18 protein-coding genes are annotated in these 26,421 nt (G+C 34.0%); 4 read left to right on the top strand and 14 right to left on the bottom strand.

Features of this window, described 5'->3' with window-relative positions; translation table 11 throughout:
• Nucleotides 1-121 precede the first annotated feature (121 nt).
• Nucleotides 122-11,617: an ankyrin repeat domain-containing protein gene (locus tag OPR21_RS05300; RefSeq protein WP_265029750.1), complete on the bottom strand. Its 11,496-nt coding sequence runs from the start codon at nt 11,615-11,617 to the stop codon at nt 122-124.
• A 918-nt stretch (nt 11,618-12,535) separates the two neighbouring features.
• Between OPR21_RS05300 and OPR21_RS05305 the strand changes: the two genes are divergently transcribed.
• The 4 genes from OPR21_RS05305 (at nt 12,536) to OPR21_RS05320 (ending at nt 17,347) form a co-directional block, all read left to right on the top strand.
• Complete coding sequence (locus OPR21_RS05305) at nt 12,536-13,975, top strand: hypothetical protein (RefSeq protein ID WP_264702618.1); 1,440 nt, start codon at nt 12,536-12,538, stop codon at nt 13,973-13,975.
• A gap of 139 nt (nt 13,976-14,114) precedes the next feature.
• A complete protein-coding gene (locus OPR21_RS05310) occupies nt 14,115-16,073 on the top strand; it encodes an ankyrin repeat domain-containing protein (protein WP_265029751.1) in 1,959 nt (652 codons plus the stop codon).
• A gap of 322 nt (nt 16,074-16,395) precedes the next feature.
• Nucleotides 16,396-17,220 carry a hypothetical protein gene (locus OPR21_RS05315; RefSeq protein ID WP_264711326.1) on the top strand — a complete coding sequence of 275 codons (825 nt, stop codon included), beginning with the start codon at nt 16,396-16,398 and terminating at the stop codon, nt 17,218-17,220.
• Entirely contained in the window at nt 17,213-17,347 is a 135-nt protein-coding gene (locus tag OPR21_RS05320) for a hypothetical protein (RefSeq protein ID WP_264378252.1), read from the top strand. The genes OPR21_RS05315 and OPR21_RS05320 overlap by 8 nt, the downstream gene beginning before the upstream one ends.
• A 465-nt stretch (nt 17,348-17,812) precedes the next feature.
• Here OPR21_RS05320 and OPR21_RS05325 read toward each other — a convergent pair whose 3' ends face one another.
• The 13 genes from OPR21_RS05325 to OPR21_RS05385 form a co-directional block, all read right to left on the bottom strand.
• Nucleotides 17,813-19,306, bottom strand: coding sequence for a recombinase family protein (locus OPR21_RS05325; RefSeq protein WP_265029752.1), 1,494 nt, complete (start codon nt 19,304-19,306; stop codon nt 17,813-17,815).
• 9 nt (nt 19,307-19,315) lie between these two features.
• On the bottom strand, nt 19,316-19,747 hold the full coding sequence (locus OPR21_RS05330) for a DUF2924 domain-containing protein (RefSeq protein WP_264377818.1): 432 nt from the start codon (nt 19,745-19,747) through the stop codon (nt 19,316-19,318).
• 44 nt (nt 19,748-19,791) lie between these two features.
• Nucleotides 19,792-20,373 (bottom strand): ankyrin repeat domain-containing protein, encoded by a 582-nt coding sequence (locus tag OPR21_RS05335; RefSeq protein WP_320157055.1) that lies wholly within the window; start codon nt 20,371-20,373, stop codon nt 19,792-19,794.
• A gap of 184 nt (nt 20,374-20,557) precedes the next feature.
• A complete protein-coding gene (locus OPR21_RS05340) occupies nt 20,558-21,130 on the bottom strand; it encodes an ankyrin repeat domain-containing protein (protein WP_264377815.1) in 573 nt (190 codons plus the stop codon).
• A gap of 61 nt (nt 21,131-21,191) precedes the next feature.
• The gene (locus OPR21_RS05345) at nt 21,192-21,932 is read right to left on the bottom strand and encodes an ankyrin repeat domain-containing protein (protein WP_265029654.1); all 741 of its coding nucleotides are present in this window, start codon (nt 21,930-21,932) and stop codon (nt 21,192-21,194) included.
• 168 nt (nt 21,933-22,100) lie between these two features.
• Nucleotides 22,101-23,261 (bottom strand): phage tail protein, encoded by a 1,161-nt coding sequence (locus tag OPR21_RS05350; protein ID WP_265029653.1) that lies wholly within the window; start codon nt 23,259-23,261, stop codon nt 22,101-22,103.
• A complete protein-coding gene (locus OPR21_RS05355; protein WP_265029652.1) occupies nt 23,261-24,046 on the bottom strand; it encodes a baseplate assembly protein in 786 nt (261 codons plus the stop codon). The genes OPR21_RS05350 and OPR21_RS05355 overlap by 1 nt, the downstream gene beginning before the upstream one ends.
• A 2-nt stretch (nt 24,047-24,048) precedes the next feature.
• On the bottom strand, nt 24,049-24,384 hold the full coding sequence (locus tag OPR21_RS05360; RefSeq protein ID WP_265029651.1) for a GPW/gp25 family protein: 336 nt from the start codon (nt 24,382-24,384) through the stop codon (nt 24,049-24,051).
• Entirely contained in the window at nt 24,381-24,635 is a 255-nt protein-coding gene (locus OPR21_RS05365) for a PAAR domain-containing protein (RefSeq protein ID WP_015587734.1), read from the bottom strand. Before OPR21_RS05365 ends, OPR21_RS05360 begins: the two co-directional genes overlap by 4 nt.
• A 3-nt stretch (nt 24,636-24,638) precedes the next feature.
• Nucleotides 24,639-25,103, bottom strand: a complete 465-nt coding sequence (locus OPR21_RS05370) for a phage baseplate assembly protein V (RefSeq protein WP_264377717.1) — start codon at nt 25,101-25,103, stop codon at nt 24,639-24,641.
• Nucleotides 25,090-25,563: a hypothetical protein gene (locus OPR21_RS05375; RefSeq protein WP_265029650.1), complete on the bottom strand. Its 474-nt coding sequence runs from the start codon at nt 25,561-25,563 to the stop codon at nt 25,090-25,092. The genes OPR21_RS05370 and OPR21_RS05375 overlap by 14 nt, the downstream gene beginning before the upstream one ends.
• Nucleotides 25,560-26,075, bottom strand: coding sequence for a phage tail protein (locus OPR21_RS05380; RefSeq protein WP_265029649.1), 516 nt, complete (start codon nt 26,073-26,075; stop codon nt 25,560-25,562). The genes OPR21_RS05375 and OPR21_RS05380 overlap by 4 nt, the downstream gene beginning before the upstream one ends.
• A 1-nt stretch (nt 26,076) precedes the next feature.
• Nucleotides 26,077-26,382 (bottom strand): head-tail joining protein, encoded by a 306-nt coding sequence (locus OPR21_RS05385; protein WP_143688821.1) that lies wholly within the window; start codon nt 26,380-26,382, stop codon nt 26,077-26,079.
• Nucleotides 26,383-26,421 lie beyond the last annotated feature (39 nt).

Below are 26,421 nucleotides of genomic sequence, written 5' to 3' on the forward strand. Positions count from 1 at the left end.
TTCATCCATTTTAGTATTAAGACCATCAAACTTGATACTGGTTTCCCTAATTATTTTGGCTACCCTCACTTTAAATTTTCCACTACTTGACATATTATATCTCCATCTCTCATATTTTAATCTACCTACTGAGGTTATTCACAAGCTTAGTTACTCCTATATCAGAAAGACAAGTTGATACTTTTGAATGGCCTTGAACGGAAGCATTACTTAAATAACTTTGAGGCTCTAAACTCATTTGCTTCGCATCATCAACTTTCAATCTACCATCTCCGTTGTGTAATATCTGCTCTATTGATTGATTTAGCAGCCCGCTATTAAACTCTACCATAAACTTGTCAAACTTCTTCGAACTTAACTTACCAGGACATCCTGCTTCTCTACTAGGACATGCTTTCTCTAAATACGAGCTTAAAACTCCTGAGATCTCATTAAATTGACCTCTTATGACTTTTCTAACAATCTCTTTCTGCATTCCCATATAATCAATATTTAACCGGTGCATTGATACACCACTTTTTAATCCAGCTTGCTCTACTACTTTCTCAAATCCCTTTGTAATGTTGAGTGCATATCCCTGTGCTTCTAGTTGAGATATAGACTGATCTGCTGTAGAAACATACTTTTGACCTGTAACTTTTCTAATGAGTATGTCAAATAACATTATCGTACCATTTACATCCACTCTTGCATCTACTTGTGAGATAGAACTTGGAGTGCTCTCAGGTTTAGAACTTAACAATCCACTCACAGAGCTTTTTACCCAGCCAAACAAATCATTTATCCACCCAGTTGGTCTTGTGCTGCTACTTTTTGTACTCCTACGATGACGAGCTTGCTCTCTATGTCTACTATGCCTATGTCTGTGCGTTACAGGTTGATCAGATAACATAATAACTTCTGGACTGCTTTTTGTATGATTAAACACATCGTTGTAAACTTGATCTTTATGTTCTTTCTTCACAACGTCTATGTCCCTTGCAGCACTTATTTCTTCCTGATGATCTGTTAAGATCATTTCTTTATCATTAAATTTTATATCTAATGTCTGCATTTCTGCTTCTTGGTAGAATCCCTTCAGAGAAATAGTACAGAGTTTGTTATCCGTTAAATTACGATCAAAAGCATTAGTGATCATCAAGTCATTCCCTGAACGAGCAAAAGTGTAGTTACCTATTTCTTTTGACACTATTATCTTGTTTCCCTCTTCTATATCCTGAGGCCCTATAACGATAATGTTTTTATCACTTTCACTAAACACTAAAGGTAATGGCTTCAATTCAAATTCTTCAATCTTCATAGGTATATTATCTATAACCACATGCAATCTTTCATGCCAGTTGGTGATTAGTGCGTCCTTTAACCTTAATTGCACTATAATTTGATTTTCTTCAGCACAAAGTAATTCAATTATTATATCTGTATTGCTTATAAAAGTTTTAGCTTTTACTTCCTTACCTAAATCTTTCACTATTTGTTGCTTTATTTGGCGTAAATCCAAAGTATCTATTAAATTCTCTTTATCAAGATCGTAAATTACTACTTCAGGAATAGGCAGCTTGCTCTCGTCCATAACCTCGTAACCGGAAGTGATGATGAAAATGTTTTCACCACCATTACCAACCAAATGACTCTTGTAGTATGGATCATTATGAAGTACATCGTGATTGCCATGACCTATAGCAACTGTTTCATTATTTAATAGCGATTGTACAAAAATCGACATCTTTAAGTTGTTTGCTATAGTAGGATAATCATTAACGATTTCATCAACTGGTTTTTCAGTACTTTGAATTGAATATATATTCCTTTCTCCTACTTTTACTTCAGTGTTATCACTTAGTTTATATAAAGCATTGTTTGCAGCATTGTTAGTGATACTAAACTCATAGTCCGTTGTATATCTAGTATCATCAGTATTTATTGGTTTTGGTGCAAACCTTAGGTTACCAACATTTTGTATAAAGCTAAAGCTTACGGTATTGTTAATTTTTTTAATATTATTAATATCATAAAGCGTGTAACTAAACACAAATCTATGATTACTTTGTGGATCAGTGTGTGTTGTTAAGCTGATAGATGCTTCGCCTCTGTTTGTCACAGGTACAATATAAGTAAAATTACCATTGATAGCATAATTCTTAATATTAGTGTAAGGTCTAACTACAAGTTTTATTTCATAAGAGCAATTACTATCATGTGGTATTATAATATTATCCGTATTATTGTTATCTTCTCCACCTCTACCATCTACATATCTAGTGTCACAAGCAGTATATACAGTATCTTGTTTATCTCTTCGTAATAGAACATCATTTATTCCATGAATTCCTAATATATCAGAAATCTCATCCCCTTTTTCATAGTACACATATCCAAATGCCCTTGATAACCCAACCTGTACAGACTTCTCCTTTTGAGCAAAATGTTCTAAGTCTAAAGTATTAGTACCATTACCTCCATATATAGCACCTTTAATATTGTTACCTTCTAATAGAAGAGTATCATCACCATTCCCCAACATAACATTTTTATGTCCTTCACCTAAAACAACGATGTGATTACCCTGTGGAAATCCTACCATATCATCATTTCCACTACCTAGGGAAATTAGTGTATCACCTCCCGTCCTGTTATTTGTGTACTCTACGCCAATTGCATTCTTACACAGATAAGCCCCACTTCTTGGTACAGATGCATAATTACCTTGTGGTAAGCATAGAAACTTTCCTGCACCAGAATCACTTGGCCTTGCTCTACTCCATTTTATATCAGTTCTTTTTCTATCGAGTAGTACTTTATTATCCAAATCTATCTGTAATCTATCAGAATTTGTAACTGACCTTCCAGTAGGAAAAACATATCTTTGAATATCACTATGTTGTTTTAAGTACTCAAGTGCTTGCGTAACTAATTGGTTATTAACTTGCTTTTCTTCCATTAACTCTTTTATGTATTGTTCTGGCTGTATTCCTAAAAACCCACGCCACCCTTCTTTAAATTTCTCCCACCCTGTTAAATGAATTATTTCATCAATTTTATCCACTTTCTTGACTGCTAAATAAACATCAGTGCCAACAAAAACTACAGCACCGATTGCTGCTCCGATAGGTCCAGTAACACTTGACACTCCTTCAAACACCGCAAAGGCCTCAGCAATCTCTATTCCAATTTCTGCGCTATCTACTCCAAGATAGATACTATCACCTACTATCCCTACTAAAGCATCCTTATTACCTTTTTTATATTCCTTAATTTGATTTACTAAATCATATGCAACAAAAGCTGAAGTTCCACGAGCAAGGAAAGGTGATGCAGCTTTTAAGGATCTACCAAGAAATAGCTTTCCATCTGATACTAGACCTGCTCCTTTAACAGATGCAGCTTGGGCTACTCTTGCAAATCCTTGACCACCTGCAATAAATCCTAAGTTAATAGCTACACCTTGATAATCACCATTTAAAAAATCAGCAACTACGTTTTTAGCCATCATTCCATGCATCACCATACCAGAAACTCTTCCTACCTTAGCTAGGTGATTGATAGCTTTTTGGTTATTGATAAGCTTGCTAACCAAATCTTGAGATTCACCTGTAACTTTTACCTTATCAGCCAATTGAATTAATTGAGCAAGCTTAGCTTCAGACATTGATTCACTTTTCATGTAATCAATAAACTTATCACTATTAATCCTGATCTTATTAAAATCCCTTGATTCCTCTTTCTCCTCATTAAATTCATCCACATCCTCCCATAATAATTCGCACTCTTTCACTTCTCTTTTCTTTCTATCACGGCTTGTGCTTGGCAGGCATTCTCCTAATTCTGAAGGACGATACTTATTCCTTACCTGTAAAGTGTATGGATGATTATTTCCATAACACTTTTCAAAAATAGGTAAAGCTAATTTAAGCAACTCCTTTTGTTTTTCAGAATTACCTAAAGCACTATAAGCGTTACCTAGATTTACTAGTGCTATAGCAACTTCAGAAGAATCAGGTCCATAATGTTTTTCAAAAACAGGTAAGGCTCGTTCAAGCAATTCCTTTTGCTTTTGATGATTACCTAAAGCACTATAAGCGTTACCTAGATTTACTAGTATTCTTGCAACTTCAAAATGACTACTGTCATGATATTTCTCTTGAATTGTTAAAGCTCGTTCAAGCAATTCCTTTTGCTTTTGATGATTACCTAAATCTCCATACGCTACACCTAGATTCTCTAGTGTTCTAGCCACTTCAAAATGCTCAGGGCCGTAATATTTTTCTTGAATTGTTAAAGCCTGTTCAAGCAATTCCTTTTGTTTCTTAGTATTACCTAAATTCCCATAAGCTACACCTAGGTTTGCTATTGCTCTAGCAGTTTCAAAATTATTGGGTCCATAATGTTTTTCAAAAATAGGTAAGGCTCGTTCAAGCAATTTCTTTTGCTTTTGATGATTACCTAAATCTCCATAAGCGTTACCTAGATTTACTAGTATTCTTGCAACTTCAAAATGATAAGACCCATAATGTCTTTCTTTAATCGTTAAAGCCTGTTCAAACAACTCTTTTTTTTTCTCATGGTCACCTAAAGCCGAATAAACATTACCTAGATTTGTTAGTACTCTTGCAATTTCAAAGTGATCAGGCCCATAATGTTTTTCATCTATAGATAAAGCACGTTTAAGCAACTCCTTTTGTTTTTCATAATCATCTAAACCCCCATAAGCATTACTTAGATTTAGTAGTACTTTAGCAACTTCAAAATGATCAGGCCCATAATGTTTTTCATCTATAGATAAAGCACGTTCAAGCAATTCCTTTTGCTTATGGTGATCACCTAAATCCCCATAAGCTACACCTAGATTTATCAGTGTTTTTGCAACTTCAAAATGATCAGGGCTATAATGTTTCTCTAAAATAGGTAAAGCCTGTCCAAGCAACTCCTTTTGTTTCTGCGGATTACCTAAAGCCCCATAAGCGTTGCCTAAGTTTACCAGAATTTTAGCAACTTCAAAATGATCAGGCCCATAATGTTTTTTATCTATAGACAAAGCACGTTCAAGCAACTCCTTTTTTTTCTGAGGATCACCTAAAGCTGAATAAGCATTACCTAGGTTTACTAGGATTGTAGTAACTTCAAAATGATCAGGTCCATAACGTTCTTCATCCATAGATAAAGCACGTTCAAGCAACTCTTTTTGTCTCTCAGGATTACCTAAGCCTCCATACCCTTCAGACATCCATTTCGACATATCTGTAATGTAACTTTCCCCTATTGTCTTTCTTTTTTCATAATTTTCCTTTAGCCAATTATCTATGTTTGATAATAATGCTTCATAGTGTGGCAATAACTGTTTTTTTCTATCATAGTCTTTAAGTTCATCACTATTATAAGGAAAACTTTTTTGTGATAACTGAAAAGCTTTCTTTATCACTTTTTCTTCCTTATTTTGAACTTTCAACTCTAACCTTGTTACCTGTTGTACTAGCCTATGTATGTTTAACTTTCCACTATCTAAATTAGCCATGGAGTATTGATCAAGTAATTCAACAGCGCTATGCCTTACCTCTTCATCGTTTATTAGTTTCGAAAATATTTCATCTACTGGAATTTTATCAGGAGCAAGATAAGCTATAACGTCTAATATTTCTAAAGCCTGCACCCCTCCACGTGATTTTCTTTGCTTTATTTTATCAATTGTAATTTGCCAAGTTGTAAGTACGGTTCCAGTGTAACGGTCATATGTTTCACCTGATGCTTTACTCAATAATTCACTTGCCTTTTCTTTATACAATTCTAAGTAATTGCTTATTGTAAACTCTCCCTCACTCCATTTATTTAGCCCCTGATTTTCCTTGTTAATATATCCTACTGCTTGTTGTAATGCTAAAGGAAAATACTGCAATTCTTGTGCCAGATTTTTGATTTCACTTTCTTGTGATCCATCTTCTATCCCAAGTGCTTTTCTAATAAATTCTACTGCCTCTTCTTCAGTGAATACATCCAATTGTAGTTTTGCGATACTTGTTCCCCATTCTTGATCACGTGAAGTTATGAGAACAGTAGGTTTGTTAGAACCAGATGGTAAAAACTTATCTATACCATCATCTTCTCCTCCGTAAGCTTTATGTTTTTCAGCATTATCAAAAACAAAAAGACTCTTTCTATGCCTTTTAGCAAAAAAATTATACACATCTCCAACAATAAGTTTTATTTCTTTTTCCTTGCCGTTTTCGTCCGTGGTGCTAATTCCTAGTTTATCTTGAGCCAATCTACGAAAAGACTCTACAATAGTTAAGTAGTTATCAGCATTTATCCAGATAACGTTACCATCATAGTCTTTGTTGTGTGTACTAATATATTTTCTTGCTAACTCACTTTTACCTACACCACCAAGACCAGTTACAGAAGCCATCTGTGATATTACTAGCTGACCTCCATTTTGCAGTGCTCCATGTAATTCTTGTAATTTTCCCTGTCTTCCAGTAAATAGGGGTACAGGATCTCTTACATCAAACTTAATTGACACTCTTGCTGCATCCTGAAAAAACCTATTACCTTCTGTTAAGTATTGTTTCCCTGTCTGCCACCACATTCTTACTTTATATTCAGCATCAGAAAAAACAGAATCTATATCCTGCTCTGCTACTCCATATATTGTTTTAATCTTACGTTTTATGATTTCACTTAATTTACTTTCATTAGGCTGGTCAACAAATAGCTTTACCTTACTTAAAAACTCTTTAATATCACCCTCACTAACAAGATCACCAGGTAATGACTCTGGATACTTAACTTTTTTAGCATTCATTCTGCCAAAATTTCTAGGCAATTTTATGCTTATACTTTTCAATTCTGACTTCAATTCATCTTCTGATTTTTCAGTAAACTCACTTCTCTTGCATACTTCCTCAAAAAATGCACTTCTAAATGGATTGTCTTCATCACCCAAAAAACTATCTCTAAGCTCACCTTCTTCTGATCCTTCTTTTCTTTGAATGACTTTTTCTGCTAGAGGAATATGATAATTTCTTAAAATACCTTCATTCATATCTAGCTCTTTGTCTGAAAAAATAGAATTAACTAGTTCTCTTGCTAATTTTTTGCAATCTGATGTATACTGCAGAATATCTATTCTTTCTTTATCAACTTCTCCATCTAATCTTAGCTTATAGTAATGACCACTTTCTTCTAAGTTCAAGATCTCCCCTTGGCCTACAGCTATCTTTTCAATACTTTTATCATTTTCACCAAAATTAGGTAGAGCATTAGTATAAATAACAAAATCAGAGTCTTCAAACTTACTTCCAAATATTGGATCTTCTTTCTCTTCTGAAAATTGCTGCTTAATCTTACGATAAGAATTAAAATACTTCTTTAGATTGAAATCTCCTTTTTCCGACTCTGAAAATAATTTTGCAAGAGTAATCTTCTCACCATCTTTCTCTGGATTTTCTCTATGCTTGGCCTGCAAAAAAACAACTTCTGATTTTTCTTGATCTTTATATTTAAAAACTACGTCATCAAAATCCCCTGCTTCTTTCACGTTGGTTGCTAAATGAAAACCATTAGTTTTTTCTGGCCCTTTCATCAGGAATAACATTAATAGTTGTATCTCATAAAGTTGACCACTAATACCAGATGTTCCTGGTCTTCTATTAAACGTTTGTTGCCTAATGTAGTCTTTAACTTCTAAATTGTCCCTTTTAATTGCTAAGTCTGACGCTTTCTTTCCTTCTTCATTCTCAACATCAATAATGTCTGTATTTCTTGTGATTAATTCCTCAACGACCTTCACATGGTCATTTTCTGCAGCTAAATGTAGTGGTGTGTTACCTTTAGTAGTTTGAGCATCAACACGAGCACCCTTGTCTATAAGAAGCTTAACTATGCCAGAGTGGCCATTTAGCGCAGCCAAGTGTAACGGTGTAAAATTGCCCGTATCCTGAGCATTAACACTAGCACCTTTTTTCAGTAAAGCCTCAACAACTTCTAAGTAACCGTTTTTTGCAGCTAAGTGTAACGGTGTAAGCTTACGTTCAGTTTCAGCATCGATATTTACTTTATCATTCTTTAACAATTCACTGACAACTCCAAAATGGCCATTTTCTGCAGCAAGGTGTAAAGGCGTATATTTATACTTAGTTTCAGCATGAACCTCAGCTCCTTTATCTAGCAAAGCATTGACAATTTCTAAATGACCATTTCGTGCAGCAAAGTGTAATGGTGTAAATTTATACTTAGGACTAGTTTTAGCATTAACATTAACTTTGTTAGTATCCAATAAAACTTTGACAATTCCTAAGTAACCATTCTTTGCAGCTATATGCAAAGGCCTATTACCAACTCTATCACGTGTATCTACATTAGCTTTTTTTTCTATTAAAAGCTTCACTACCTGTTCATTACCACTTTGAGCTGCATAATGTAAAGGTGTCTTTTTATCATCACTTCTTGTATTAATAACTTTATTAAGTTTTCTAGAATCTTCTATCTTGCTTAATATTGTGTCGACAACTTCACGATTACTACTTTCAGCAATTAAGTGAAAATATGAAACATGAGCAGGCTTATCAACAATATCATCAACAATAAAAGTCTCTATTAACTTGTCATACTTGCTTGCATAATTCCACGCTGATGTGATATGAGGTATATAGTTTTCTACAGTCACCATATGTTCTTTTAGCAGCCTTAGAGCTTTTTCTAAAATCTCTTCTTGCTGCTGCTTTTCTTCTGATTCTAGTCTTACTACCTGTTGTACTAGTCCACGTACAGTCAGCATACCTTGTTCCAAGCCCACTATTGAATGTTTTTTTAACAAACGAGTAATAGATACCAGTTTTTCCTGATCACTACTTGCTAACTCATCTAAAAATATCTTCTCAGGAATATTATTTTGTGCAAAGTAGGACATGATATTTAACATATCTAAAGCTTGTTGCCCATATTCTTTGTTTTCCTTTACTTTATCGATTGTAGTTTCTAGAGTTTTAAAAATTGTTTTTGTGTGCTCATCAGCAACTGATTCGGTGTTAAGCATTCTTCTCGGTGCTTGTTCATATTTTTCTAAGTAATCACTAATTCCAAATTCTAAACCCCTTGCTTTAAATTCCTCATTCATATCTTTAATGTAGTCAACTGCCTGCTGCAAGGCTAATGGAACATTGTGCAGTTTTCTTACTAGGTTTGTTATGTCTACGTTTTTTGAATCATCTTTTATTTCTAGAGCAGTTTTAACAAATTCTATCGCTTCACTATTAGTAAAATCTCCCAGTGGAACTGTTTCTATATTTACTCTTGCACTCTTCCATTCGTTGTTAAGAGAATTGACTAAAACATTAGGTTTATTAGGCAAACCTAATGGTAAAAATTTCTCAATTGTAGTATACTTTTCAGCATTATCAAAAATGAAAAGGCTTCCTCCATTAGCAAAATATTCATATATATCTCCGACTATTATTTCTATGCTCTTTTCTTCTTCATCTTTATCTTTGATTTTAAATCCTAATTTTTTATATAGCCTATGAAATGATTCTTTTATAGTTTGGTGTGTTTCAGCATTTATCCATACAACACTATCTTCCTGGCCATATTGATTACGAGCATACTTTATAGCCAATTCACTTTTACCTACCCCGCCTAAACCACTAATCACAACTATTCCTTTTTGTATATTATTGGTTATTTGATCTAACTTTTCTTGTCTTCCAGGAGTAAGTGCAGTAAAGAATGTAACTGAATTTCTTACATCAAACCAAACCGCCTTTTTTTCTTGCTTACTATCTTGTCCTACAACAACCACACTATGTATTTCACCAAGCTTTTGATGCAACTGATCAAAATTTTCCCTATTTTCTTCTCTTCCTTTATCAACAGCCTCTGCTATTTCTTGACGCTCCTGCTTAGCTTCTTCACAATGCTGTTCAAACTCTTTTAGGTACTCATCTACCTTTAAGTTTTTTAGGTTGGTCTCTATACTAACTAGTATTTTACGGTCATCTGCGTATCCATGGCTTTGTCTTTTTAAAACATTGACTACCTCTATGATATTACCTCTAGCTTCCTCTAGTATTTTCTTTATTCTTTCTTCTCCCAAATCTTTATCATCTAAGTTAATTTTTTCTAATATATCATTTGACTGTTGCTTTAAATTGTTTGAACTTAAAACATACTGATAGTCTGTAAACTGCCCACTTTTACTTCCCACAATACTAGCAGGTTTATATTTTTCTTTTAATTTATCCCAACTCTCCGATATGAAAAGACGACGATAGCCATATTTCTCAGCTCTACTTTTTCCATCCTTCCTTTCATGATAACTAGAAGTTCTTCTGGAAGTTTTTTCTTCCATTACCAACCCTACCTTCTCATATAGACTCGCAGTATACCATTTTTCACTAGATGACTTATATTCATAATTTATTTCAAATCCAGGTGTTTTAATCCTGGAGGTAGGAATAGGCACTCCAAGAACTGGTTCTATTTTAGATTCACCTAGAATAACGCCTTCTGTTATTAAGCCCTCTTTCTTTTTTTCTAAATAACTTATTGCTCTATTTGTAGCATCTTCTGCTAATTTTCTCATTGCCCCTTCATGTCCTTGGTCTGTAGTAACTCTCATGAATTGCATTTCAAAGCTTTGAAAAATATCAAATCCAGCTTCAATCAATATTTTTCTTACATCAGCTTTATTCTCCTTCTTCTGAGAATAATATATCAGACTTGGAAAGTTAATAACTTTGTTTCTATGATAACTCTCACCTAATTTGTTTCCTAACGCTTTTGCTCCTTCTTCTCCCAATGCAGCACCTCCTGTTACTCCTACTCTTAATGCTGCTGGTCCAACGAAAGGTGTAAGCAATAACCCCAATCCTCCTCCTATCGCTCCTCCTATTCCTTTCCCTGTTTTCCCTGAAAATGTATCTGAAAATTTCCCTGCTTTTTTTACTTCCCCTTCTAGCACCATATGATAGGCGTGTAGTTTAGCCTCGAATTCCTTAACGAAATAGTTAACAAATTCCTCTAACCTATCATTCACTTCACTGTAACCGGTTGCACTTCGCTGTTTCGTATTAAGTCTGCCTACCTGAGATAAAAGTCTTGATTGTGAGTTGGATTGGTCAGAAATTCCTGATTTCCCTGCTTCTGTTTCTTTATCCTCTCCAGCACCAGAGACTTTTTGTTGAGATTGAGAAGTAGGTTGTTTTAATATCTGAACAATATTTTGCCTATTAAGACGTTCGGCAATATCTAATGGTTTCTGATTTTGACTATTCGCAATTTCAATATCAGCCCTTTTATCTATAAGAAGTTTAACAATATCTTCATGCCCTTTGCTCACAGCAACATGTAATGGGGTATTACTATTATCATTAAGATCAACATCATTTATATTTCCTATCAGATCAAGTAATCCTATAATTTCACTAATTTTATTTATCTTAGGATTACCTGTTTTGTGCTCACGTATTGCAAGAAACAATTTTGCAATATTAGTATCATCAGGATTATATTGCCGCCGTACTCTAGATTTAGGCTGAAAAGATTTACTATTTTGTTGCTTTTCTGGTAAACCGGTAACTTCTCCTTCTTTTTTTAGATAATCTGTTGGATGTTGTGTTTTTAGCATATAGATACCATATATTATTCAAACCCACTATACTAAGCTTGGCTATATAGTAATTAGATAAATCAGAAAAGCAAGTAACTTTAATGTATATTTTGGTACTTTATTTTTAGTCTGTTTTTTTACGTTTTTTAGCTGGGAATCAGTGTTAATCTTTTACCTTTGAATTCTGTTTTTGTTATAAATTACCTCAGTTTTTCTTTTTGTTATCAAATGAATTGGTATTAATCTAGTAATATATTATACTAAAAATTTAAATAAAACAACCATTTCCAGCACTCAAAACCAACCAGCGTGAGAAGTGTTTTTCTTGGAATGCGTTGGTCTACCACACAATACGTTCGAACTTTTTTATATGGTGATTTTATTATACGCTAAAATCATTCATATTGGCTCACTTTCGCTAAATCTACATACGAACTAATTTACCTAGCTTCGGTGCAAGAATTTTAAGCTTCTATTTTTATAACCCTATTTTTACGCAACTCGTTCTCACAAATATACGACCTTTTTTGAAAGAGTAAACAATTGAATTCTTTATAACACTAACTAGCATGGTACTTTTACTAAAGTATTTTTTGAAAAAGTTAGTTGACTTATAAATAATTCTCTACTAATACTGGCATGTGTTTGTTTATTCTGCTGAAGTAGCTCCGCAGGTTACTGTATAAGCTTCAGCAGTTTTTGCACTCCTTTAAAGCATCATATTCCTATATATTAAATATAGCTGGTGTTCTCAATTTTGTTGATTTATAGTAAAATTGGCTAAAACTTCCAGTAATAAACAACTTTTAACCTACTAGTAGTACTCACCATAAAAACTCAACAAAAATATGAGTAGTAAAAAGATTATGTTGAAATTAGCTTGACCAATATTATATATTGTACATAATATATTCTATATCTAGGCTAGGAGGTAGTATGGGTACAGAGTCAGTAAAATATGTTGTAGAATCTATCAGTGAACAAAAGCTAGGAGAGGAATTAAATACTGAGCCATGGCATTCAAAAATTGAGCGTAATAGCAATGAGGGAACAACGCCTGAAGATGACATAACAGATTTAGATGATTATAGTTTGTTTGTTCAAGGAATAAGTAATCGTTCGGAATGTTATGACCTTGATCAGAGACATGAAACTAGGGAGGCTGTTGACACATGTGTAAAACATACATTGTCGTATCAGAGTGAAACTGATGATAGTGATTTATATTGGAAAAATTACCCTATTAGTCCAAGAGACTCTGCTTTAATTAAGCTAGATCTACCACTGACTGAAAGTGAGAGAAGTCTAATTGATGAATTTTGTAAAGAGTTAAAAGATGTAGTAGCAAAAAATGATCAAGGTTATAGGGATAAGCATGAAAATTTTACAAACACTGCTTTAGAGCGTATAGAGTGCATAACAAATAAATATTTGCAAAAAGGGATAAGACTCAATTCAAAATATAACGATGATAAGTATACTATAACAAGTTTAATTTTTAAGGAAATAAGAAATATCCCTGATAGAATACGACAGCATAAGGGATTACCACCTTATGAGAGTTTATCAGACGATAGTGAGACTATAACAAGTTTAGTTTCTAAGGGAATAAGAGATATTCCTGCCTACGAGGGTGTATCAGATGACAAAAATATAGGTATTATACGCAATATCATGAGTAATTTACTATTAAAAGGTGGAAGAGTAAAATGCAGTTCCTTTTATGATGATAAGTTATTGTATGCAACTTATGGGTTCAGTTATGAGATTTTTGCAGAACGTGAAGAAATCGATAACAAGCTAAAAAGTGTAGCAGATGAAGGTATTATAAACAGTAGTGCCCAAGGCAAAGCTTTACACGTAGAAATGGATAATGGATATTTTTATGTAAAATATTCGCAAGATAGCACTGTTGAGGTTGCAAAAGTTATAAATAATCCAAAAGTGAAAGATTTAAGTTTTAGACATCATATATTTCATGTTGGAAAGAGTATAGTAAGAGTTGAAAATGTAGGAGGAAAAAGAAATTATACAGACGTTTTAGAAGGTGGCATTGAAATGTCTTTTACTACTGAAGTAGGAAAGATTAGTATTCATCTACGTTCTAGTGATAAAGACAACAATACAATTGAAGTAAAGATAAGTGACGATGATAAGAAGAAACTTGATCAATTAAAAGATAAGGAAGAAATAGGAGAAAATTGCTTACTTGGTGGATATTCAGTACATGATGCGATTAAACGAGGATATTTTGAAAAACATGAAACACTACGTCAATCTTCTGAAAAAATTACCTTATCTAATGAAAAGAAAAAAAATAGTTGGTGTGAGATAGTAACAAATTCAAAACAGACAACAAGCCGTACTGTAGGGTAAATGCTACACTGCTTGATTGTCTAAAGATCTTATATTACTTACCATAAAAGCTTAATCATATGAGTAGTAAAAAGATTATGGTTATTGACTTAATGTTACATATCGCATATAATGTACTATGTATCTTAGAGGGGTAAGTATGGGTGAGTCTACTGGAATGATAAAATTTATCACCAATCTACTAAAACCAAAATCCAAACCAGAACTATCTGATATTGAATATGAATCAATTATAGAACATCTATCATCTAAAGAACATTTATTAAATGAGCTGATGAATGATATGTGGTACTCAGGAGATTTACCATCAGTTAGAAATCATAATGAACCATCATCTTTGATAGATAGCAAACTTGGATTAAGTGAACAGATTTGTGTTTGGTTTGCTCTAGATTATGATCTTACGCCAAGTCAAAAAAATTTAAACAAGAAGTTACTTAGTGCTCTAAAATGTTTAGCTTCTAACTGTGGTTCATTTGATAATACTGAACCTCTTGAAGAATTTTTATATGACAATAAAAACAATAAAGATTTAAAAATAATTCTTAACCTCAAAAGAGGAGAATCTCAATCAACAGTATTGCATGCGATTGCAGGAGCAAATATTGGTGGATTTCGTCGCACAGGAAATCAGGCTATAGATTTACTCTTAGAAGCAGGCGCAGATCCTAACATACAAGATAATAAAGGAAAAACACCATTATACCTTGCTGCTGCCAAAGGTCACCACGATAATGCAAACTCTCTTCTTTTGAAAGGAGCTAAACCTAATATAACAAGTAGAAAGGGCAAAACTCCACAACAAATAGCAACTAATAAACTCTGCTATAATATAGAAGAATTATTTTTAACTGATAAACAGAAAAAGATGAATAAGGAATTGTATGACTTACTTGTGTGTGATTCAGACTGCACTAAAAATTTAAAGGAGTTTTTAAGTAAGCATAAAAGAGATTCAGACCTAAAAGTGGTGCTAAATATTCGGCAAGGAATGGGTGAATCAAAAGTGTTTTCGTATGTTGATCGTTTTGCTTGGGATAATGAAGATCTTGCTCAAGAGTTAAGAAAAATATTTCTAGAAGCAGGAGCATTAGATTATGATAAAAATATTATTTATCGTCAGCAAAAGAAAGGACAGGTCAGTAAATTACTCGTTAATTTAACCTCAAATCAAAAGGAAAAGTTAAATGAGTTTTCTGATAAGGTGTTTCAGGCTCAAAATATGGCTGAACTTGAAAAGATTGTAAACGATGCTATAAAGTCTGGTGTACGATTAAACTATTCTCTTTCACAAGATTTCTTTTCAGGTAATGAGTACACTTTTACCGATTATGTGATGAAAAAAATCAGTGAATTAGAAAAAAATCCTAAAGTTGCTAGTAATATAATATGTCAATTAGTATCAAAAGGGGCAGTGTTTGGTAATACAGTTGATGCTAACACACTGACATCAGAATTTAAAGAGCATAAAACTAACCTAAAAAAAGCTTATAGAGATTATATTAGCAATTCTCATAAGTTTATTGAAATCGCAAAAAGTGCAACCAATAGCGAGCTAAAAGATGCAAGAGTAGACAACTCCGTTTTTTACTTAGAATATTCTAAAGATAGTAAAATAGACATTATAAAGATAACAGATGGGGCAAGGGATTTAGGTCTAACCGATGGAGATGTAAAGTGTGGAAGAAATATAGTAAAGATCGGTAGTAGTGAAGTAGAAATTCAAACCGAAGGTGGAATAAGGTATTACACAGATCTTACAGAAGGCAGCGATATAGTATTAACCTTCTATACTAGTTTGGGAAATGTAGATGTTAGACTGTATCCTGACATACAGGATAAAAGCAAAATTATAGTAAAAGTGAGTAATAGAGAGGAAATATTAGAAAAATTCAAAGATCGAAAAGAAGAATTAGGTAATGATTGCGCACTTGGTGAAGATTGGGTTTATGATGCTATTGAAAATGGGTACTTTGAAAGATCTGGTGGATTAATGCGTCCTGAAGTAATAAGCGAGTCTAACAACAAAAAGGTTTCATGGGCAGAACGTGAAGAATTAAGAAGGGTTTCTAATTCGAGGGAAGAAATTGCTAGGTAGAAGGTATTAAATATTAACTAAGATAATTAGCAATCTAAGAAACGAATTATCTTAAGCTCTACACAAATCACTCGCTCTTTTTTACAATTAATTTGGTTTATAGAACTACTCGTAGTAATCAAAATAAGATTTTTTCTTATAGTCAAGTTATAGTAAAATGAAATGCGATAAAGTTGCATTATTCTTTCTACAGCTAAATTTTTGCCTTAGCGTATTTATTATACAGGTAGTACAAAGCCATCGTTACACTTATATATCGTCAATAATCTATTAACAATTCCTATAGTATAATTAATTTTGAAGGCTTTAGTAAGGGGGAAGTATGACAGAAGCAAATCCAATAGTTACATTAAAGGCTAAAATTAAAGAATTTGGTTTTAATAAATTAAGAGCTAAAGATAATAAAAGCGCAAATTCTGGTGAGCAAGCATATAAAGACATTAATAGAATGGATTTCATCATTAACGGAGAGAATATAGATAGGGATTTTGTTGACCGATTATATAAAAAACATATTAGCTTGGTTAAAAATAATAAAGATGGAGAAAAGAATTATCGTTCATTTGCAAAAGAGGTTTTTAAGGAGATGTTTCAACATTCTAGAGCAGAAGCTCCAAATGATCATATTCTAGAAGAGTTAGCTACTAATTGCAATCAAGCAGGATATGAACATATATATGGACCATTTATGATGGAACTTTACGAGAAACATAAATTATTTATGAATGTCAATAGTGGTGTTGAGAGAAAAGTGTACATTGACTGCAAAAATCCAAATTCTGTAAAAGTTGAGTGTAAAATCCCCAAAGCACCTGTAAAGCTTCTAGATTTTTCTGAGAAAAAAATATGTGATATATCATTTTCAATGGAATTTACACTTGAATCTCAGAATGGTAAAGAGGGTCTAATATATAGAGACGGTAAGTTATTACTTGATGTTCCTGAGGAGTTAAAAAACTACCAAGATGGCGATAAGAGTTTATTTGATATTATAAGAGAATATTTCGAAAAATTTTGCAAAATATTAGGATTTACGTTTGCAACAAAAATAGAGCACAACTTAGGAAATGAATTGAAAGTAGACAGTCATGGCTATCTGGAAAATGTGGAACCTCCTGTCCGGAGCAATAATCATGCTCATGGTTAAAAAAGTATGCTCTATAAGCTCAAATGAGAAGAAATTACCTAATTTAAAAGTTTTACTTGATGATTATGGATTTTCTCAACTGCGCAGGATTCAAAGAAGGCTGGATAATAGACCTACTCAAGTTTAGTATTCGGCTTTGTAGCATTATACAACGCAAAATCCATACACCACATCTACTGCCACTGCGAAATAAAACATAAAACGCAACACAGCTCACCAATAATAACGCACCAACAACACCAGCCGCAATTGGTTGATTTGATGATTTTTCGTATATAGGGATTTCCTTCACTATAAAAACATGGTTCTATTTCAGCAGAAAAGGGTTGTTATGTGAGTTTGACTCTTGCTCAATAGTTTGCTCTGGTTTCATATGTAAATTGAAAATCTTTACTATTTATATTAATATACTCATATAATTTAATGTCAGTTTTTGTCACACTGGTTTACATCAAGACTATTTTTAACCTCTTCAACATCTGCTGGTGCATTAGAAGTCCTTCATATTTTGCAATAGTGGTTTCCTTATAAATCCTTGAGTTTTTTTTGCAACAGCTTTTCCTATTATTTTCGATGTTTTCATCTCCTCTTGTTAAACAATGCAATCAAGACCATAAAATTTCTCCAATTGCTCACTCCACAGCATCGGTATTTCTCTCAAATCAACTAATTTCAAATCTCTTGGCTGTCTCCCATTTACTATATCTTCTTTAATCTTCGGAGCTAAATAATTTAACCTTAAAATTTGTTGTACCCTTCTTGTACCTATATTAATTTTAACGCTCAGTTCCTTCACACTTGCATATTTTCCTGCCTCCAGTTGACGTTTCCACAGATGAGCCCTTACCACTGCTTTCAGTAGTGCATTGTTTGTTTTACCTTCTGGCTCAATTACTGTGCATTTCTTTCCTTTCTTTTTTATTGGTATAAATTCCACCTTATCCTCTAAACTCACCTCTATTCCATCTTCTTTTATCATTACTCCTTTTATTAACTTTTTCACTACTTCTTTCTGCTTTCCAAAATTTAAATTTTCCCATTTTTCTTCGGTCTTTTCTCTCCAATTTTCATATATCTGCTCCGCTTTTCTCATCACTTCTTTTTCTACTTCTCCTGCTACTATTGTTCGATTTACTGATTCACAATTCTTTCCCCTTAAGTGGTTATTACATACGTAGTATCGATATCTCTTATTCTCTTTTTTTGCATATGTCAGTGTCATATTTACACCACAGCTCTTGCACTTAATTATTCCCTTTAGCAGAGCTTCTTCATATTTTGCTTTTCTATATGGCTGATTCTTTATCAATTCTTGTGCTTTTTGCCATTTTTCCTCTTTTATTATTGCTTCATGCTTTCCCTCATACTCTTTCTCATAATGTCTTATCTTTCCCATATATATTGGATTTGTTACTATCCTCCTTACCGTGGCCTTTTTAAAGATATCTGATTTCGTACGGTACCCTTGGCTATTTAACTCTCTTGCCAACTCTGCCATTGACTTCAGCTCTATATACCTCTCAAATATATGTTTTACCAACTTTGCTTCTTTCTCATTTATTATTAATTCTTTATCTTTTACATCATACCCAAGCGGCAAAGTTCCACCCATCCATAGTCCTTGTTCTTTTGATGTTGCTATTTTATTTTTTACTCTCTCTACAATCATCTCTCTTTCTAGTTGTGCTGCTCCTGATAACACTGTTTGTACAAACTTTCCCATTGGCGTATTATTGTCAAATATCTGCGTTACTGCTACAAAATTTACTCGGTGCCTTCTAAAAAATGACGTTACTTCGATGCTGTCCTTTGTTTCCCTTGATAACCTGTCTAGCGTATATACTACCACACAGTCCACTTCTCCTGCCTTTACATCTTCAAACAACTCCCTTATTGCTGGTCTTTCTAAATTTTTTCCTGAAAATCCGCCATCATCGTACCTTTTGGGCAATACTACCCACCCTTCTCTGCTCTTTATGTACTTTTCACATGCTACTCGCTGCGCATCAAGACTATTAAACTTTTGTTCTAGCCCATCCTCATTTGATTTTCTTGTATATATCGCACACCTTACCTCTTTTAGCATTCTCTCTCCTCAATTTCCACTTTTATCACGCATCCCGAATAATAAAGGTCCGTTGTAGCTCATTCCCATTATTTTTCCTGCCACTGCTGATAATGACGTGTAAAATTCTTCTCTGTAGATCAATCCTGTATCCACTACCATTATTGCATGCGTTTCTTCACCCCTTTCTAATATCAGCTCTGTTCCCACTGCTGGCAGTTTATCGCTACTTATTCTTTTTCCCTTCTCTAGCCGATCTGCTAGGTATTCCAGTCTTTTGGCACCTTTTCTTGACATTTCTCCATACGCTTTCTCCTGTATCCTATACGCCAATCTTGGTATCAGATATTTCTTTGAGTATCTAGGTGCCTCTTCCTCAAATACCTTCTTCCATATTTTCCTCAGCTCTTCCAACGCTTTTTTCTCTAAACATTTTACCTCTTTTTCTACTTTTTTTTCCATATAATCACCTTTTCAAACACAGCACTTCTGAATTTTTAAAAACGCTATAGCACTTTTTCATCCACAGTTTCTAGCTCCTCCTTTGCAACTATCACACCTGCTGCCGTGCTTTCCGATACAACCCTTACTCTTTCTATAAACTCTCTCTGCTTATTTGCCATTTTTACGTTCTCTAACACTTCTTTTATCTCTTTACTATTTCTCGCATAATCCATTGGCGTTTTGCCAGATTTATCCTTTTGCTCTACATTCCCTCCCGCTTTTACTAGCTCTTCTACTATTTTTATCTCTGCCACCATGCAGGCAAGATGCAACGGAGCAAATTTGCTACTTCGTTCCACTGCGTTTACATCGACTCCTGCCTTTATCAGCTCTTTTATATTTTCTAGACGTTGCCCCATCACTGCTAGGTGTAGTGGTCTATATTTCCCGGCATCTGCTGCATCTACATCTGCTCCCTTTTTGATTAATAATTTCACTTTTTTTGGATCTGGCATTCCCACCGCGTAATGTAGTATCGTCCTTCCTTTTGTGTCTTTTTTATTAATATCTTCTATTGAGTTATCTAATACTTCTTTCCACGCCTTATTAAACTCTTCTCTTTCTTTCTGACTAAATTTTACCATAACTTTCCTCAGCTATTAATGCAATATAAAGTGGCTCCAATTTGGCTCACTTTAGCGCTTAGCAAATCTTGTTTATTTACCAGCTACTTTTTCACTTAGGGCTGTTTTAGCATAAAAAGCAAGTTTTTTTTGCTAAATTTACACATTTTTTCCACATATTATATTAAGATATAAATCTATATGCTTAATCTGTTAAATCTACCTCCTCTAGTTGTAATTCATTTACGTTTCGTTTCTCCATTACCTCCTCTATTGCCTTGTTTGCTTCTCCATACATCACTTCTACATCTCTCATATTCACTCCCTTCTTTTCTAGATAACTTGTCACTTTCGGGTAAATTTTTGCATAGTTTAGTGGGCTACATCCAAATTTATCTACTGTATCAAGATCTCCTCCTGCATTTATCAGCTCTTCTATTGTTCCTATTCTTCTTGCTAAACAGGCTAAGTGTAGTGGTACTGCTTTATTGTTTGATTTTGCATTTACTGTAGCTCCTCCTTCTATCAGCACTTTCACATTTTTTCTTCTTCCTAAAAACGCTGCTAGGTGCAACGGTGTCTCGCCTCTATTGTTTCTATCGTTTGTACCTGCTCCTTTTTCTATTAATAACTTTATTACTTCTGGCTCTGACACCTGTGCTGCTCGGTGCAATATTGTGCAACCTGCTGCGTCTTTTTCATTTATTTGTTGAAACCTGTTTTCTGATAATGCTTTCAATAACCTATCAAAAACATTCCTTGCTTCTTTCCTTGACATAACATACCTCACTTTCCCTTTGAAATTTTCGCAACCAAACTCTTTTTTTTGAGCTCCCTCCTCACCACATCTTGCTTAAGTCTGCCTTCAACACTTCATCTATCATTTCGTTCACTTGGCTCATTATCTTGCTTGCTAAATTTTTACATTCTTCCTTTATTAGTGACTTATCTTTCTTCCTTATTTCTCCTATCTCTATTATTTTTAACTCAGGTAAATAGCTCCTATTCAACATGTCTGCTATTTCTCTCACTAGCATCTCTATTCCATAGCACGTCAGTTCTCTACTTTTTGTTATTCCTCCTTGTTCTCTTAAGAATTTACTTGCCTTTTCACTCTCTTTGCTATCACATAGACGATACTTTTCACTTTCCCATATGTAATACATTGGTGTTGCACCGTACTTATTCAGTTGATTAACTTCAGCTCCGGCCTTTACTAGCTCTTTTATTATTTCAATTCCTGCTCCTCCTATTTTGCATGCAGAGTGCAATGGCGTACATCCACTGACATATTGAGTGGCATTTACTTCTGCTCCTTCCCTTAGCAGTACTTTTACATTTTCTAAGCTTTTCGCAAATACTGCACAGTGTAGTGGTGTATAACCCTTTTTATCTCTTGCATTAACATTTGCTCCTTTATTTATTAATAACCTTACTGTTTTGTAATCAGAGATTTCTACTGCTTGGTGTAATATCGTCTCTCCTTCTTCATTTCTTTTATTAATATTTTTAAATCCGTTACTTGATACTTCTTTAAAAAACTTACTAAAAGATTCTCTCTTTTCTTCGTTGAACCCCATTGCATACCTCACAAAATTAGCTTTTCTAGCGCCAGACAAATTTCTTATGTTTACCTGCTGCTATTCAAGTCATGTCCGTTTTAGCATGAGAAAGCAAGTCTTTTTCTTTTTATTTCATACACTTTTACCTATTATTAACATAATATATGAGGATATAAATATAAGTACTTAACTTATTATAGATATTACTTGACTATTTTTCCAACTTCTGTTCAAATGTCGATGTTCGTGCCACGTTAGTACGCCTGGGTAAAATACCAAAATGTAACTTTCTAACTCGTGTATTGCGTCCTTTTGCTTTAAATCTAAATTGTTTTCAAAATGAACATAGTGTTCTGCCACACCAAATCTTATAACTTTCTGGTTGGTAAAATCTTCTACTTTGTAGTGGTGAGTAACGCTAAACCTTTCTAAAATTGGCTTGTATTTTAAATTCCACAGTTGTTCAGATAGTTTGCTACTTCCTAGTAAAAATTTACTTCCTTTTTCTTCCACACTACCAACTGGAAAACATGCGTTTATTTCCCCCAAGTTCCAGCTATCTGATAATACTATCTGCGCTTTCGCAAACTTAATCTCAGGTAATAAGCTCTGTGGTAGCGGATATAGCGCTTTGAAGTTATACCACACATGATTTCTTTCATAAATACCGTTATAATTCTTTGTGTGAGGCTCGGTTTCTCCAAGGATTGCTACATCTAGGCGATATATATCATTGCTTAAAGCTCGTTCATAATGATCGCGTAGATAGTTTTCTATAATCCTAATAACTGGACCACTAGACCTGAAAAAATTTACTCTTCCAAACGATAATACTGGTCCATCTTTTTCAACTTTTCTACCTGAATAGTCTGACAATAAGCTGCCGAATAAACTTTCATCTAAAATAAACCTATCAACGTTATGGTGATCATTGAAAATCCTCATTAGCCTTGATCTTGCTGGTAGTGATAGTTTTGCAAGTTCTACTACTGCATCTACAAAAAAGTTATTTGGAACATCTCTTATTCCTATTTGCAACTCGAAAAAATGTTTACCAGGTGGCTCCTCAATAATTGTAATATCTTCTATATTTGCCCATTTGAGCGCTATTTTAAGTGATGCAGGTGTTCCTCTCAGTCTTTGAAATTTTACTCCTTCTACTATGGCTTTTCTTCTATCTTTTACCCAGCGCAGTATTTCTTCTAAACCATATTCTTCTATTATCCAAGGCAATGTTTCTTCTTTAAGACTAAACTTAAATCCTCTGATACAGCTCGGATCAACCTTATAATCTGTTGCATCAACCAGTGCTTGCTCTTGCTTTGTTGCGTTTGGGGGTAATAGCATTACTCAATCTTTAAATTTCGTAAATTTGCACACTCGTTACCTAGCACCACAACATCCTCTTTTGGCTCGATTAATTCTACGTTTTCTACACCCTCTACAAATAAATTCGCTATTATCCACGATCTTGTTACACTCCATCCCAGCCTTCTACTTTCTTCAAACTTCTTAATAAATTGCTTCTTGATTTCTTCCTCTGATATTATAGGACTTATGCTCATTCTGCTGTGAATATCTATTTCCGTAATATTGCAACCTATCACTGTTACTGTATCGGTTAAAACCCTTATATCATCTCTAGTAACCTGCTTTTTTACAATTTCTAGTAGCTCTTCTGACACTATGCCAGTTTGTGTTGATAAGATTGAAATTTGTACTTTTCCTGGTATAGGTGATTCTACTAGTGCATCTTTTACTCTACTATCTGCTGACAGTGCATGATATTTATAATATTCCTTACTTCCTCCTGTTGACCAACCTGCTATTTTTGCTTTTACCCTCTTTCTAAATCTTTCATCCTCTTCTTCTTTTTCTCTCTCTACTCCATAAAATTCAGCCAAATTATCAAGATCTTCTCCCCTTGCAAATTTCAGTAAATTACTCTTTACTGCTTCGTTCATCCTTTGTCTGAGCAAAAGTTCTCGCCAGGCTGCTACCTCCAGAATCTTTATCGCTGGATCGGATTCTACTAACGCTGAAAAGGTTTCATCTCTACACACTAACTCCTCCTTCATTCTGGAAAAGATTTCCTCATAGCTTAGTTTTTCAATAATATTAGATGTCTGCATTTCTAAACAACTATTCCACTAATACCTATGAATTTGCCTTCTGAAAGATACATACCTTCAAGTACAAGAGTCATTTTTCCTTCTTTAGCTTCAGCAATCTTTACTTTTTCTAACTTAAATCTCTTCTCAAATTTCCCCAGTGCTTCTGCTGTTGCTGCATAGATTTCCAAAGTTAAATCTCTATTTATTGGCTTATCTACTAATTCAAATAATCGAGAACCATAATCTCTTCTCATAATACGTGATCCAATAGGAGTGGTTAAAATATCAGTAATTGATTGTTTTAAATGTTCTATTCCTTCCAATTCCTTTCCCGTGCTAGCATTCATGCCTCTCATTCTGCAAATACATTTTTGCTAACACCTATCACTTTAAAACTACACGATACCAAGTCTCCTGTTCTTGTTACTCCCATACCGTTCACAAATACGCTGTTTGACCCTTGCGTTAGTGTCTCCCCTATAGTCAAGATATCACCCCTACGACACACAGATCTACTATTTACAAATACGTCTTCACTTCCACTCATACAAACATGAACCGGTATTCCTGTACAATTATCCCCTACACAAACGATTGCTTTACCCATATGCTAGTTTAGATCTATTCTCCTTCCCTTAAGTTTTATTCTTTCTTTTGTCATTTCTATACTCGATTCTCCAGCTTTCAGTGTTATTTTATCTACTACTTCAATCTCTAAATGATGTTTATCTTTATCGTATGACAACTTTGTTCCATCTTGAAATGTTAAGCTACTCACCTCTTTTTTATTCTCTGATGCAGGGTATTTTTCCTGGTATATCCCTCCTAACACCACTCCTAACGATAATTCGCCAAGAGGAGAAAATATCATAACCTGTTCACCGATATCTGGTGGAGACCAATCTCTATCTTTTCCTGCTTTACTTGTTATCCACGGTAAATAATCTGTTAAAAATTCGCCTATTTTCACTCTTACTTTTGCTTTTTCATAATCTATTTCTTTTACAATTCCTATACGAATAACGTTTGCTAGCTTCCTATTCAGCTCTGAAATCGCAAAACTATGATCCAACATTTATATTTCCTACGTTTATTGTATGTGGTTTAATTTTCCCCTCTTCCCATACTGATTTACCTAAATGAAGCTGATGACTCCAATCAACCATCCACACCAAATATGCATCTAATTCGGGTCTAAATCCATCAGGCTCTGCAGAAAGAAATTCAGCCGGAGATACATTCTTTTCCCAGGTATTCTTGTTCACTACTCTTGCAACCTCAGCAGCTAAAGATCTGACAATAATAGGTGCATTTTCTATAGTACTATCAACTACTATTCTTGCCTCAAATCTTACCCTCAGAGCTAGTTCACCTGTTCCAGGATCTTTTCCCGATTCTAAACTCACAAGCTCTACAAATACCGCTGGCGCTAATAATTCTTTTCTTATTGCTGGATAAATTTCACATATCTGTATAGCCGGTATTTCTTCCTTTAACGTAGTACAAATTACTTGATGTAAATCTTGCCAATTCATATAGGTGTAATGTCACTTAATTCGCGGTGGAAGAATTTTTCAAATACCTTTTCAACCTCATAATTAATAAGATTCCCTATTATCCTTGAAGCCTCAGGTTCGAGTGGCAACTTAACTTCCTTTATTGGTAATGCTGCCCTTCCTTCACGTTTAAAAATACCGCTATTTCCTTTTGGCATAACTGCTGCAAATCCTCCTATAAACTCATGCTTTCCTACTTTCGATCCTCTTCTTGTTTTTTGTATTTTACCAATTGTCGATGCTCTAATGTCGTAGAGATTTGCTCTAATTAACACTTCTAATCTGCTTGTTTTTGCTTTAAAAATTCTTAATCTCTTTCTTATCAAACTTAATTTTATCTTCTTTTCCTCACTAATTTCTTTTGCTGTCTTCAATTTTAGCCATAGTGCTGTTCTGTTTAACGCTCTCACTATTGCTAATTCTATTTTTTTTCTTTTAGCATTTACACTTTCTATTACCTCATTACTATTAACTTCTATATGCACAGACATTTTACACCCCATACGCTTCGATTCGCCAGACCATTCCAGATTTATCTCTAAGTGGTGGTGTGTGTATTTTGTATTTGCAATCACCTATAACAAAAATATCTCCTACAATTGGCCTCAGTATATCAAAAATGCTTACCTCAAGAAAAAGCATCTCTCCCACAAATTGTCCTTCACCAATCTCGTATAATTTATCTGGCTGTTGCTTTAATACCTGTACCATATATGACTTATTCTTTGACTCATATAAAGCTAACTCCCCTAAATGGATAAGACAATCTTTAAATAATCGCTTAATACTCTCTTGCATTCTTCTATTTTATTCATTAAGTTTTCATCAGTACGCTAT

Origin of the sequence: Wolbachia endosymbiont (group A) of Philonthus cognatus, assembly GCF_947251755.1 — a bacterium.
Taxonomy (GTDB): Bacteria; Pseudomonadota; Alphaproteobacteria; order Rickettsiales; family Anaplasmataceae; genus Wolbachia; species Wolbachia pipientis.